Genomic DNA, 12,062 nt, shown 5'->3' with positions numbered 1-12,062 from the left:
CTGCTCGCCAACGAAAAAGCCCGGCAGCGCCGGGCTTTTTTCTTTTCATGAGCGGAAAGTCTTCCGCTCGATGAGGCTCGACCGAGCCGCCTCAGTGGCCGAGCCAGTCCTTCAGCTCGTCGGCGTGCTCTTCCTCGTCGGCCAGGATGCCTTCGAGCATGCGGCGGGTGGTCGGGTCCTTGTCGCCGATGAGCGAGATCATCTGGCGATACGACTCCACCGCGACGCGCTCGGCTATCAGGTTGGCGCGCACCATCGACTGCAGGTCGGTCGACTCGTCGTACTGGGCGTGACTGCGCTCCAGGAGGTGGCCGGGGGCGAAGTCGGGTTCGCCGCCCAGTTGCACGATGCGCTCGGCGATCAGGTCGGCGTGGGCCGATTCCTCGTTGGCGTGCACCAGGAACTCGTCAGCGATGGCGGGCGACTCGACGCCGTTCGCGGTGAAGTAGTGGCGCTTGTATCGCAGCACGCAGACCAGTTCGGTGGCCAGGGCGTCGTTCAGCAGCTTCACCACGTCGTCGCGCCAAGGACCGTAGCTCGGGGTCACGGCACCGTCGTCCAGGCTGCTGCGGGCAGCATCCAGGCCGGCCTGGTCGAGCGCCAGGTGCTGGCGGCCGCCTTCCTTGGCGGAAACCGAACGGGAAGAAACGTCGTTTTTCATGGAGTGTCCTTTCGTGGGGGGCGGGGTGAACTTGGGCTCTTGCTCATCAGCGTGGTGATGAGGTCGGCCACGTCGGATGTCTTCAGTACCGCCGCGAGCACCGCCGTCGCGGAGAGCAGGCGCCACGGCCTGACCAGCACCAGCAGCGAGCCGGTGGCGGCAGCCACGGCCATCACTTTGACCGGCTCCTTTCGCGCGTAGTGTTCGAGCATCGGCCGCGCCAGCTGGCCGACCGCATGCGCGGGATGCCTGCGCCACCAGCGCTCCAGCACGCTGCGGCCCACGGCGATCCAGACGTTCTGCGGCTTTCTCCTGCCGCGGCCTGCACCGGCTCCTCGCTGCCCGCCCGGTTCTGCGTCTGCGGAGCCTTGCGGGTGGCCTGTGTGCAGGCCGTCCGGATCGGCCGCTGCATGCGCGTCGTGGTGCGCGTACTCCAGGTCGTCGTCATGAAGACGGGGACCATCCGTGCGATAGCGCTCGTCGTCGTCGTCTTCGACGCCGCCGTTGAGCTGGCGCACCAGCGCCCTTCGGGAGAGGGCCAGCCGCTCCTTCGGGGTGAGGTGCTGCCGGAGTTCGCGGTAGTCGTCAGCGGTCATGGCGTGCTCCGGCTTCGCGAAGGGCTTGCAGGTCGGCGTCGAGCTGCGATCGCAGGTCCTCGAAGGCGTAGGTCACGGTGGGGCGCATCGCGTACCAGATGCAGAAGGCCGCGATCACCACGGCCACGCCCGGCACGGCCACCAGCACCCAGTGGAAGCTGCCATGCATCACCCCGAGCAGCACCGCCACGCCGATCAGCCCCAGGGCCAAGGTGACGGTGGCGACGGCGAGCACCGCAGCGATGATGCGTCCGGCAATGCCGCGACCCGCCTGGGAGGACTCCTCCCTGACGAGCGCGGCGTAGTTGGCGAGATGTTCAGCGACGAGATCCGGATGCCCGAGCACCGTGGAAAAGATGGGATGGAGCATGGTGCCGGAATCGATCGATGACAGACGCCTTCAGGTTGATCAGTAGTCGTCCCGGCTGCGGCGGCTTGCCAGCACGATCAGCGCGGTGATGGCTGCGCCGGCGGCAGCGGCCAGGAGCACCGAGCGCACGGGCTGGTCCGAGATGTATCGGCCGGTGACGTCGGCGGCCTGCTCCAGGCGGCGCTGTGCGCGGGCGCTGGTGGTGGAGGCGGCATCGAGGCCGCGCTGCACCGCCTGCTGCACGCGGGCAGCCAGCTGTTCGACGGCCGGCTCCGAATCGCGCCGCAGGTCACGGACCTTCTCGCCCGCCGCATTCACCGCGTTCTGTGCGTAGGCGCGGGTCGTCTCGACCGCGTCACGGGCTGTCTGGCGCGCTTCGTCGGCGAGTTGCGAGGGGGTCTTCGTCGTCGTGTTCATGTGAAAGTCCTTTCCGGAAAAGTGAAATGCGCAAGCCTGTTGATCGTAACGACGCTACTTGCGTCGTAGCAAGCCGGCAAGGAAGCTCGCGAGCGCGAGGATCACGAAGATCACGAAGAGGATCTTGGCGATGCCCACGGCGCTCGCCGCGATGCCGCCGAACCCGAAGAGGGCAGCGATCAGGGCGATGACCAGAAACACCACGGCGTAATGCAGCATGTGGAACTCCTTCGAGACTTGGCTCGTGTCTTGAAAACATCGCATCGGCAGTCCCGGAAGGGAAGTACCGATGCCATGGATGCAACCTTAAGTGGAGGCTCGTTGCAGACCTGTCAGCGGCCGGGGTTGGGGTGCGTAGGAGATGGCCGAGTGGTCTTGCGGCGGCGTGTGAAGGAATGCCCGCGGCCTCGTGGCAGGCCGGGGCCCTTCGTCGTCTCAGGCCGCCTTGACGATCGGCAGCATGGCGCTCAGCCGCGTGCCCTTGCCCGGTGCCGACGACACCGTGAGCCGCCCGCGCGCGGCTTCCACGCGGTGCCGCATGCCCGCGAGGCCGTGGGTGGAAGGGCGTACGCGCTGGGTGTCGAAGCCCTTGCCGTTGTCGGCCACCTCCACCACCACGTGGTTGTCGTAGTTCTTCAGGACGATGGTGGCTTCGGTGGCCTCGGCGTACTTGCCGATATTGGTGAGGCTCTCCTGCACCATCCGGTAGATGGTGAGCTGGTGCGACTCGTCCATGGTCACCGGCTCGAGCACCATTTCCACCTGCAGGCCCGAGCGCTCGCCGAACTCGCGCCCCAGGATCTCCAGCGACGCGACCAGCCCCAGGTTGGACAGCGACGAGGGCCGCAGGTCCTCGATGATCCGGCGCTTGAGCGCGATGCCGCTGTTGAGCAGCTCGGTCAGATGCTGCAGCCGCTGGATCGCGTCGGGCGCGTCCGCCAGCCGCGACTTCAGCCGGGCCACGTCGAGCTTGGCGGCGGTGAGCAGCGAGCCCAGCTCGTCGTGCAGTTCGCGCGCGAGGAAGCCGCGCTCGGTCTCGCGCACGTCCTGCAGGTGGGTGGCCAGTTCGGCCAGCGAGGCGGTGCGCTCGCGCACCTCGTCTTCCAGGGCGTTGCGCTCGCGCTGCAGGGCCAGTTGCTGGCGCTCGCCGATGGAGCGCAGCACATGCGTCTGGCGCAGGTACAGGAAGAAGGCCAGCAGCGCGGCCAGCGCCACGATGGACGTGCCGATGCGCGCCAGCTTCAGCGACTGCAGCACCTGCGCCTGGCTCTGCTGCAAGGTGCCGTTGCTGAGCTTCACCAGGTCGCCCGCGGCGGCGCGGATGGCTTCCATCTCCTCCTTGCCCACGTCGGTGGTGATGACGAACTTCCAGGCGTCTTCCTTTCCGTCCTGGCGCAGGCGCACGCTCAAGTCCATCTCGGCGATCTTGCGCAGCACGTGCTTCGACAGCTCCGTCAGCCGGGCAAGCTCGGCCGGCCGGTCGGCGTAGAGGCGGCGCAGGGTGCCCAGGTGGCCGTCGACCTGCTTGACCGCGTCGTCGTAGGGCTTTCGGTAGCTCGCCTCGCCGGTCAGCAGGTAGCCTCTCTGGCCGGTTTCGGCGTCAAGCATGTTCTGCAGGAGCTGGTTGAGCGTGCCGCGCACCTGCTGCGCTTCGTCGATGTCGGCGAGCGCGCGGGTGGACTGCCGGTAACCGGCCTCGTTGATGCCGACGAGGGCCAGGGCGGCCAGCGCCGCGAGCAGCAGGCTCACGGCCATTTTTGGTGGGGCTAACCAGTGCATGAAACTTTCAAGGCTGCTTGTGGCGCAAGTTCGTGAATAATTGACAACAATCAGGGACCTGGCATGTTGCGACCCTCGCCTGCGCAACACAACGACGAAAGTAACAGATGATCAAAATCGGAATTGTGGACGACCACGCCATCGTGCGATCGGGCCTCCGGCAGTTCTTCTCCGAGCACGTGGACCTGCGCGTGGCGGGCGAGGCTGCCAGCGGCCGTGAAGCCATCGAACTGGTGCGCACCACGGAGCTGGACGTGCTGGTCATGGACCTTTCGATGCCCGGACAGAGCGGTATCGATGCGCTCGCCATGATCCGCGCCAAGGCGCCGGACGTCGGCATCCTGATCCTGAGCGGCTACCCCGAGGAGCACTACGCGATGAACCTGATCCGTCAGGGCGCGAGCGGCTACCTCAACAAGGAATGCGACCCCATCGAGATCGTCAACGCGATCCGCACCATCGCCCTGGGCCGGCGCTACATCACCCCCGCGGTGGCCGAACTGCTGGCCCGCCAGCTCGACCGAAAGGACGACGCCGCGCCGCACGAGCAGCTCTCCGAGCGCGAATTCCAGGTGTTCCTCAAGCTCGCCAAGGGCGAGACGGCCGGCGACATCGCCAAGACGCTGTCGCTGTCGGTCAAGACCGTGAGCACCTACCGCACGCGCCTGATGGAGAAGATGAACCTCTCCTCCAACAGCGACCTCACCTACTACGCGCTGAAGAACAAGCTGATCGATTGAGATCGGCCATGGGGCGGGGAAGGGGGCCGGGTCGATTTCCTCTTCCGGTCTTTCCTGCGCTCCTTCTTCCAGTCTTTCTTCGTCCACGTCGTCTTTTCTTTCCTCAGCCCGCTTCGGACGAGGAGTGCGCAACCCGGTTGCGTGCCTGCAGAAGGCAGAACTCCACCAGGGCCTCGATCTCGTTCGACTTGTCGAACACCGCGTCGACCCCGAATTCCGCGCAGCGCCTGCGGATGTCGGGCGTCGCATAGTTGCTGAGCACGACCACCTTCTGATCCGGCCTGCGGGCCTGGCAGGCCTGCAGCACGCCCAGACCGCTGCCCTGCTTGAGGAAGAGGTCGACGACGAGCAGGTCCCATTCGCCGTCGTGGCCGAGCAGCCATGCGCGCGCACCGCTCTCTGTTTCCGCGAATCCGACAACGGTACTGCAGGTGAGTTCTTCCAGCGTGCCAATGAGGTTTTCACGGATCGTGAGGTTGTCTTCGACAACATAAGTCTGCAATCTTGAATCCATGCCCAACCACTCTTCCTCTGAGGATGGCAGACGCATAAGCGCGCCCCCGTCGGCGTCAAGTGCCTGCGGAAGGACTTTGCTGCTTCTCCCATCCGCATCATGCAAGCTTCGGCGGTGGGAGGCTGTAGGTGGGTTCCGACGCATGGGACGCTCGGCCAGCTCAGTAGGCAATACCTCACGATGTCTGCGGTCGGCGGCCGACCGCGGCGGGGCTTCCACATGGGTTACAAGAGCCTCATGGCAACGACGAACGCACCGATGAAAGGGGGTCGCCTGCGCGGCCTGCCGCTCTGGCAGAAGCTGCTGGCGAGCCTGGTGCTGCTGTTCGCGGTGCTGGCCGTGGTGCTCGCCTTCTTCCCATGGGACGTGCTTCGCGAGCCGGTCAACCGCTACGTCAGCGAGAAGACCGGGCGCAAGTTCGAGATCACCCGACGGCTGGACGTGGGGCTCGGGTGGCGGCAGGCCACCGTCAGGCTCGACGGCATCGAGTTCGCCAATCCCTCGTGGGCGCGTGATCCTTATCTGGTGAAGGCGGAGCGGGCCGACTTCGACATCCGCCTCTGGCCGCTGATCTCGCGCAGCATCATCATTCCCAGGCTGGCGCTTTCCTCCCCGACTGTGGGCCTGCAGATGGAAGCTGACGGCCGCCGCACCTGGTCGCTGGGCAAAGAAGGCAAGGACAGCTCCGAAGGCGGCACCGTGCCGACCATCGGACAGGTGCAGATCGACAGCGGCGCGGTCGATTTCCTCGCCAAGCACCTGGGTGTCGACCTGCACGCCGACCTGAACTACGACAGCAGCCGCGGCGAGATGCCCCTCGACTACCGCATCAAGGGCCGCTACAAGGGCCAGCCGCTGACAGCCAGCGGGCGAACCGGCAACGTGCTGCAGATCGAGGCCTCGAACGCGCCGCCGTTTCCGCTGGAGATCCGGGCTGCCGCCGGCCAGACGCAGCTGAAGGCGGCCGGCACCGTCGCCCGCCTGTCCGACCTGGACGGCATCGACGCGAAGTTCGAGATCAAGGGCCAGACGCTGGGCGCGCTGTTCCCGCTGCTGGGCATTGCGCTGCCGCAGACCTCGCCTTACGCCCTCAGCGGCAAGCTCGACAAGAGCGGCAAGCTCTGGAAGGCCAGCGGGCTGCAGGGGCGCCTGGGCCTGTCCGACATCGCGGGCGACATGCGTTTCGACCAGTCGGGCAAGCTGCCGCACCTGGCGGGCGACCTTCGCTCCAAGGTGATGGACATGGACGACCTCGGCCCGCTGATCGGCCTGCCGCCTACGGCGCGCACCGCCGCCACGGTGGAGGGCGTCGCGCCGCCGCCCACCGTTACCCAGGTCAGGCGGCCCGGCGGCAAGGTGCTGCCCACGGCACCGCTGGACTTCGAGCGCCTGCGCGCCATGAATGCCGACGTGAAGTACACGGCCGATCGCATCCGCAACGTGCGAGACGTGCCGCTGGAGCGCGGCAGCGTGCAGGTGAAGCTGAACGAGGGCGTGCTCACCCTCGATCCGCTCGACCTGGGCGTGGCCGGCGGCACGCTGGCCGGCGCGATCCGAATCGACGGCTCGAAGAACCCCGCCGACATCCGCGCCTCGCTCGACGCCCGCGCCATGCAGCTCGCGCGCCTCTTCCCGAAGCTGGAGACCACCGGCAACAGCGTGGGGCGGCTGGACGGGCGCATCAATCTCTCGGGTTCGGGCAGCACCGTCGCCAACTGGCTGGGAGGCGTCTCGGGCGACGTGGCGGTCATCTCGGGGCGCGGGCAGTTCGGCAACCTGCTGCCGGTGTTCGCGACCCTGGTGGGCGGCGACATCATCAAGTTCATCCTGCGCGGCGACCGCAACGTGGAGCTGCGCTGCGCGGCCCTGGCCTTCGACGTCAACAAGGGCCTGATGACCGGCCGCACCCTGGTGGTGGACACCACCAACGCCGTCTTTATCGCCACAGGCCAGGCCAACCTGGCGACGGAGGGGCTGGATTTCGTGATCCGTCCGGAGCCCAAGAGCAAGAACATCCTCTCGATCCGCACCCCGCTGGTGGTGAGCGGCACATTCGGCGATCCCAAGGGCGGACTGGAAGTCGGGCCGCTGGCCGGACGCGGGCTGGCTGCGCTGGCGCTGGGGGCGGTCAATCCGCTGCTCGCGCTGGCCGCGACCATCGAGACGGGGCCCGGCGAGGATTCGGACTGCAAGGGCGTGATCGCGCAGGCGAACAAGCCCACGGCAGGCGCCGCCGCGACCGGCGCAGCCCGCGCGAAGGGCGCGAAGCAGAAGAACTAGGCGGAAGGCGGAGCCGTGCGCTGCGCACAGACGCTGCAGTGCGGGTCGCGCGCCACGCGCAGCGTGTCGAAGGAGGTGCTGCGCCCGTCGAACATCAGCAGCCTCCCGGCCAGCGACGGGCCGATGCCGGCCAGCAGCTTCAGCGCCTCGCTGGCCTGCAGCGTGCCGATGGTGCCCACCACCGGGCCGAACACGCCGAGCACCGCGCAGCGGGTTTCCTCGAAGCTCGCCTCCGGCGGAAACAGGCAGGCGTAGCAGGGCGAGGCTGCGTCGCGGGTGTCGTAGACGCTCAGCTGGCCGTCGAAGCGGATCGCCGCGCCCGCCACCAGCGGCCTGGCATGCGCCACGCAGGCGCGGTTGACGGCCTGGCGGGTCGCGAAGTTGTCGCAGCAATCGACCACCACGTCGGCCTCGGCCACGAGGCGAGACAGCAGCGCCTCGTCCGCGCGCAGCGCATGGGTTTCGATGGAGATCTCGGGGTTGATGTCGCGCATGGCCTGCGCCGCGGATTCGACCTTTGGCAGGCCGACGCGTGCATGCGTATGGGCGACCTGCCGCTGCAGGTTGGTGAGATCGACCTCGTCGTCGTCGACCAGCACGATGCGGCCCACGCCCGCGGCCGCGAGGTAAAGGGCAACCGGCGAGCCCAGCCCGCCGGCGCCTATGACCAGGACGCGCCCGGCACTGACGCGGGCCTGCCCGTCGATGCCGAACTCTTCGAGGAGGATGTGGCGCGAATAGCGCAGCAGCTGGTGATCATTCATGCTCGCCCCCAGGCCGGCCCGCTCGGTGCGGCCGCCCACCCCTGCCGGGGTCGATACCGGCGGCCCGGCGAGGCCGGTGCCGCGGTACTCCTGAACTGAACCGACTTGCCCGGCTCAGTTCTCCTTCTTCTCTTCCTTGTTGTCGACGATGACCTGCGTCTTGCTCACGAGCACCGGCTGGCCCTTCAGGCGGTTGAGCGCCTGCACGAGCGGGAAGTCCTTGTCGGAGCCGAATTCAGGCACCTTGCGGTCCTGCGGCGGCTTCTTGGCCTCTTCCTCGAGGCGCTTGCGGGCCTCGTCACGGGCCTTCTCGCGTTCCGGGTCCTTGACCTCGGGACCCTGGCCGCTGGCCAGGTGCTTCTCGAGGTCGGCCTCGCGCATGCGCAGGGCGGCGAAGGGGCTGCCCTCGGCGCTTTCGTCGACCAGCACGTTCGGCACGATGCCCTTGGCCTGGATCGAGGTGCCGCTGGGCGTGTAGTAGCGCGCAGTGGTGATCTTCAGGCCGGTGTCGGGGCCGAGCGGGCGAACCGTTTGCACCGAGCCCTTGCCGAAGGTCTGGCTGCCCATGATGGTGGCGCGCTTGTGGTCCTGCAGCGCGCCGGCGACGATCTCGCTGGCCGATGCCGAGCCTTCGTTCACGAGCACCACCAGCGGCACCGTCTTGAGCGCGGCCGGCAGGCTGCGCAGCGGGTCGCTACCCGAGCGGCGCTGGTAGAACTCCGGCGCAGCCTTGTAGACCGCCTTGCTCTCGGCCAGCTGGCCGTCGGTGGTCACCACGGTGACGTTCTCGGGCAGGAAGGCCGACGACACCGCCACGGCCGCGTCGAGCAGGCCGCCCGGGTCGTTGCGCAGGTCGAGCACCAGACCCTTGAGGTTCGGGTCTTCCTTGTACATCTCGTCGATCTTCTTGACGAAGTCGTCGACGGTGCGTTCCTGGAACTGCGACAGGCGGATCCAGCCGTAGCCCGGCTCGATGATCTTGCCGCGGACCGACTGCGTGCGGATTTCCTCGCGCGTGATGGTCACGGGGAAGGTGCGGCTCTCGTCCTTGCGGAAGATGGTCAGCAGCACCTTGGTGTTGGCTTCGCCGCGCATGCGCTTGACCGCCTCGTTCAGCGACAGGCCGCGCACGGCGGTGTCGTCGATCTTGGTGATCAGGTCGTTGGGCTTGAGGCCCGCGCGGAAGGCGGGGGAGCCCTCGATGGGCGAGACGACCTTGATGAGGCCGTCTTCCTGGGAAATCTCGATGCCCACGCCGACGAATCGGCCCGTGGTGCCTTCCCTGAATTCCTTGAAGGACTTCTTGTCGAAGTACTGGGAGTGGGGGTCGAGGCCGGCGACCATGCCGGAGATGGCGTCGGAGATGAGCTTCTTCTCGTCGACCGGCTCCACGTAGTCGCTCTTGACCATTCCGAAGACGGCGGCGAGCTGCTGCAATTCCTCGAGCGGCAGGGGCGCGAGCGAGCCGCGCGCGACGGTCTGCAGCGAGACGGTGGTCAGGACGCCTGCAACGGCGCCGGCGGCGACCCAGCCGGTGATCTTGAGTTTCTGGCCCATCATGAGTGGTTGTCCTTGTCGGCGGCTGTCAGTCCAATATACACAGCTTGGAAGCAAATTGTTTGCCGGGGTTCCACGGGTGGAGCGCCGGACGGGGCTTTTTCTGGGCGCTCCTGGCGGGCCTTGTCAGCCCTTGCCCTGCGATGCCACCGCGGCGGCAGCCTTCTCGGCGGCCGCGGCATCGCCGAGGTAGTAGTGGCGCAGGGGCTTGAGGTCGTCGTCGAGCTCGTACACCAGCGGGATGCCGTTGGGGATGTTCAGCCCGACGATGTCGTCGTCGGAGATGCCGTCGAGGTACTTCACCAGCGCGCGGATCGAGTTGCCGTGGGCCGCCACCACCAGCCGGCGGCCGGTGCGGATGGCCGGCGCCATCGATTCGTTCCAGAAGGGCAGCACGCGCGCCACCGTGTCCTTCAGGCACTCGGTCAGCGGGATCTGCTCGGGCGAGAGCTTGGCGTAGCGCACGTCGCCGCGCTCGCTGCGCGGATCGTCGGCTTCCAGCGGCGGGGGGGGCGTGTTGTAGCTGCGGCGCCAGATCAGCACCTGCTCGTCGCCGTATTTCTTGGCGGTCTCGGCCTTGTTCAGGCCCTGCAGGCCGCCGTAGTGGCGCTCGTTCAGGCGCCAGGAATGCACCACGGGAAGCCAGGTGCGGTCGAGTTCGTCGAGGGTGTGCCAGAGGGTGCGGGTGGCGCGCTTGAGGACGCTCGTGTAGGCGACGTCGAAGTCGTAGCCCTCGGCCTTGAGCAGCCGGCCGGCCTGCTTGGCCTGTTCGACGCCGGTTTCGGTCAGGTCGACGTCGGTCCATCCGGTGAAGCGGTTTTCGAGATTCCAGGTCGATTCGCCGTGACGGATCAATACCAGTTTGTGCATGTGGGAGGCCTTTGGCTGCGCTTGCGAAACCCCGCATTCTAAAATCCCCGGTTTGCCATTCAAGGAACCCCCGTGAAATTGATCGAATTCGTCACCGCGAACTGGATGCTGATCCTGATCGCGCTCAGCTCGGGCGCCATGCTGGCCTGGCCGCTGGTGCGGGGGGCGGGCGGCGGAACACTCACGGCACAGGGCGCCGTGCAGCTCATCAACCGCGAGCGCGCGGTGCTGGTCGACGTGCGCGAGCCCGAGGAGTTCGCCACCGGCCACATGATCGGCGCCAAGAACGTTCCCCTGAACCAGCTCGAGGAAAAGCTCGCCGGCGCGGTCAAGAACAAGAACGTGCCGCTGCTGCTGGTGTGCGCCACCGGTGCCCGCGCCCAGCGTGCGGTGGCCGTGGCCAAGAAGCTGGGCTACGAACAGGCCCAAGCGGTGTCCGGCGGGCTGAAAGCCTGGAAAGACGCTAACCTGCCTGTCGAAAAAGCCTGAATATCGACTCGTCCCAAGGCTTTGCGCACTTCGTGGCGCTGTGCCAACCCCCTGCCGGGGGCAACGTATGCGTTCCGGCCAAGCCGGTTCCGCGGCGTTCCCCCAAGGGCCGGTGGGCGAGTTGAATAAATGAAACTTTCCCCAAGGTAGAGCGCATGCAAGCCGTCAAGATGTACACCACCGCCGTTTGCCCTTACTGCATCCGCGCGAAACAGATCCTGAAATCCAAGGGCGTCGAGCAGATCGAGGAGATCCGCATCGACACCGACCCCCAGGCCCGCAACACCATGATGGAGATCACCCAGCGCCGCACGGTGCCCCAGATCTTCATCGGCGACACCCACGTGGGCGGCTGCGACGACCTGATGGCGCTCGACAGCCGCGGCGGCCTGGTTCCGCTGCTGCAGGGCGCCTGAATCCGGCCCTGCCCCGGAGCCGTCTTCCGGCCGGGCCATAATCGCCAGTTCACTCATCTGCAGCCCGCTGCGGGAGCCCCTCCCCGGCGGGCATTGTTTTGATCCTCGAAAGTTCAGCCATGGCCGACCAGCAAGCCCAAGATCCCGTGTTCCAGATCCAGCGCGTCTACCTCAAGGACCTGTCGCTCGAGCAGCCCAATTCGCCCGCGATCCTGCTGGAGCAGGAGCAGCCCACCGTCGACATCCAGCTCGGCGTGGACGCCCAGCCCGTGGCCGAAGGCATCTTCGAGATCACCGTGGCCGCCACCGTGCAGACCAAGATCGGCGACAAGACCGTGTTCCTGGTCGAGGCCAAGCAGGCCGGCATCTTCGAGATCCGCAACCTGCCCGAAGAGCAGATGGGCGCCATCCTCGGCATCGCCTGCCCGCAGATCGTCTACCCGTACCTGCGCGGCAACGTGGCCGACGTGATCCAGCGCGGCGGCTTCCCGCCCGTGCACCTGGCCGAGATCAACTTCCAGGCCATGTACGAGCAGCAGCAGGCCCAGGCCGCCGGCCAGGCCGCGCCCTCGCTGGCACAGTAATCGCGGCACTGCAGCCGTAGCAGCC

The 12,062-nt window shown here is 67.2% G+C and carries 15 protein-coding genes; 5 read left to right on the top strand and 10 right to left on the bottom strand.

Annotated features, from left to right (window positions below; genetic code table 11):
* Positions 1–91 precede the first annotated feature (91 nt).
* The 6 genes from ACTJLF_RS24710 to ACTJLF_RS24685 form a co-directional block, all read right to left on the bottom strand.
* A complete protein-coding gene (locus ACTJLF_RS24710; protein WP_132753977.1) occupies positions 92–661 on the bottom strand; it encodes a ferritin-like domain-containing protein in 570 nt (189 codons plus the stop codon).
* The gene (locus ACTJLF_RS24705; protein ID WP_440884079.1) at positions 658–1,257 is read right to left on the bottom strand and encodes a hypothetical protein; all 600 of its coding nucleotides are present in this window, start codon (positions 1,255–1,257) and stop codon (positions 658–660) included. Before ACTJLF_RS24705 ends, ACTJLF_RS24710 begins: the two co-directional genes overlap by 4 nt.
* Positions 1,247–1,627, bottom strand: coding sequence for a phage holin family protein (locus tag ACTJLF_RS24700; protein ID WP_019656591.1), 381 nt, complete (start codon positions 1,625–1,627; stop codon positions 1,247–1,249). Before ACTJLF_RS24700 ends, ACTJLF_RS24705 begins: the two co-directional genes overlap by 11 nt.
* A gap of 39 nt (positions 1,628–1,666) precedes the next feature.
* The gene (locus tag ACTJLF_RS24695) at positions 1,667–2,044 is read right to left on the bottom strand and encodes a hypothetical protein (RefSeq protein ID WP_019656592.1); all 378 of its coding nucleotides are present in this window, start codon (positions 2,042–2,044) and stop codon (positions 1,667–1,669) included.
* A 54-nt stretch (positions 2,045–2,098) separates the two neighbouring features.
* Positions 2,099–2,263 (bottom strand): DUF1328 domain-containing protein, encoded by a 165-nt coding sequence (locus tag ACTJLF_RS24690; protein ID WP_019656593.1) that lies wholly within the window; start codon positions 2,261–2,263, stop codon positions 2,099–2,101.
* Positions 2,264–2,479: 216 nt separating this feature from the next.
* Positions 2,480–3,799 (bottom strand): CHASE3 domain-containing protein, encoded by a 1,320-nt coding sequence (locus tag ACTJLF_RS24685; RefSeq protein WP_440884078.1) that lies wholly within the window; start codon positions 3,797–3,799, stop codon positions 2,480–2,482.
* A 131-nt stretch (positions 3,800–3,930) separates the two neighbouring features.
* Here ACTJLF_RS24685 and ACTJLF_RS24680 point away from each other — a divergent pair, with 131 nt between their 5' ends.
* Entirely contained in the window at positions 3,931–4,563 is a 633-nt protein-coding gene (locus tag ACTJLF_RS24680) for a response regulator (protein WP_019656595.1), read from the top strand.
* 103 nt (positions 4,564–4,666) lie between these two features.
* On the opposite strand, the gene ACTJLF_RS24675 is transcribed toward ACTJLF_RS24680, so the two are convergent.
* A complete protein-coding gene (locus ACTJLF_RS24675) occupies positions 4,667–5,077 on the bottom strand; it encodes a response regulator (protein ID WP_026346581.1) in 411 nt (136 codons plus the stop codon).
* A gap of 237 nt (positions 5,078–5,314) precedes the next feature.
* On the opposite strand from ACTJLF_RS24675, the gene ACTJLF_RS24670 reads away from it, so the two are divergent.
* The gene (locus tag ACTJLF_RS24670; RefSeq protein ID WP_019656597.1) at positions 5,315–7,357 is read left to right on the top strand and encodes an AsmA family protein; all 2,043 of its coding nucleotides are present in this window, start codon (positions 5,315–5,317) and stop codon (positions 7,355–7,357) included.
* Here ACTJLF_RS24670 and ACTJLF_RS24665 read toward each other — a convergent pair.
* From ACTJLF_RS24665 to gpmA, 3 genes are all read right to left on the bottom strand, one after another.
* Positions 7,354–8,121 (bottom strand): HesA/MoeB/ThiF family protein, encoded by a 768-nt coding sequence (locus tag ACTJLF_RS24665; protein ID WP_132799332.1) that lies wholly within the window; start codon positions 8,119–8,121, stop codon positions 7,354–7,356. The two genes, ACTJLF_RS24670 and ACTJLF_RS24665, sit on opposite strands and share 4 nt — an antisense overlap.
* Positions 8,122–8,235: 114 nt before the next feature.
* The gene (locus tag ACTJLF_RS24660) at positions 8,236–9,678 is read right to left on the bottom strand and encodes a S41 family peptidase (protein WP_026346582.1); all 1,443 of its coding nucleotides are present in this window, start codon (positions 9,676–9,678) and stop codon (positions 8,236–8,238) included.
* Positions 9,679–9,804: 126 nt separating this feature from the next.
* Positions 9,805–10,548, bottom strand: a complete 744-nt coding sequence (gene gpmA / locus ACTJLF_RS24655) for a 2,3-diphosphoglycerate-dependent phosphoglycerate mutase (RefSeq protein WP_019656600.1) — start codon at positions 10,546–10,548, stop codon at positions 9,805–9,807.
* Between the two features lie 105 nt (positions 10,549–10,653).
* On the opposite strand from gpmA, the gene ACTJLF_RS24650 reads away from it, so the two are divergent.
* From ACTJLF_RS24650 to secB, 3 genes are all read left to right on the top strand, one after another.
* Entirely contained in the window at positions 10,654–11,037 is a 384-nt protein-coding gene (locus ACTJLF_RS24650; RefSeq protein WP_221404345.1) for a rhodanese-like domain-containing protein, read from the top strand.
* Between the two features lie 155 nt (positions 11,038–11,192).
* On the top strand, positions 11,193–11,453 hold the full coding sequence (gene grxC / locus ACTJLF_RS24645) for a glutaredoxin 3 (protein WP_126024726.1): 261 nt from the start codon (positions 11,193–11,195) through the stop codon (positions 11,451–11,453).
* Positions 11,454–11,572: 119 nt separating this feature from the next.
* Positions 11,573–12,037, top strand: a complete 465-nt coding sequence (secB, locus tag ACTJLF_RS24640; protein ID WP_019656603.1) for a protein-export chaperone SecB — start codon at positions 11,573–11,575, stop codon at positions 12,035–12,037.
* The last annotated feature ends 25 nt before the right edge of the window (positions 12,038–12,062 follow it).

The sequence above is a fragment of the Variovorax sp. 22077 genome, from assembly GCF_052044195.1.
In the GTDB taxonomy this organism is placed as follows: domain Bacteria; phylum Pseudomonadota; class Gammaproteobacteria; order Burkholderiales; family Burkholderiaceae_C; genus Variovorax; species Variovorax atrisoli.
Note: the sequence above shows the minus strand (reverse complement) of the source record. Positions and strands in the feature narration are given on the sequence as shown.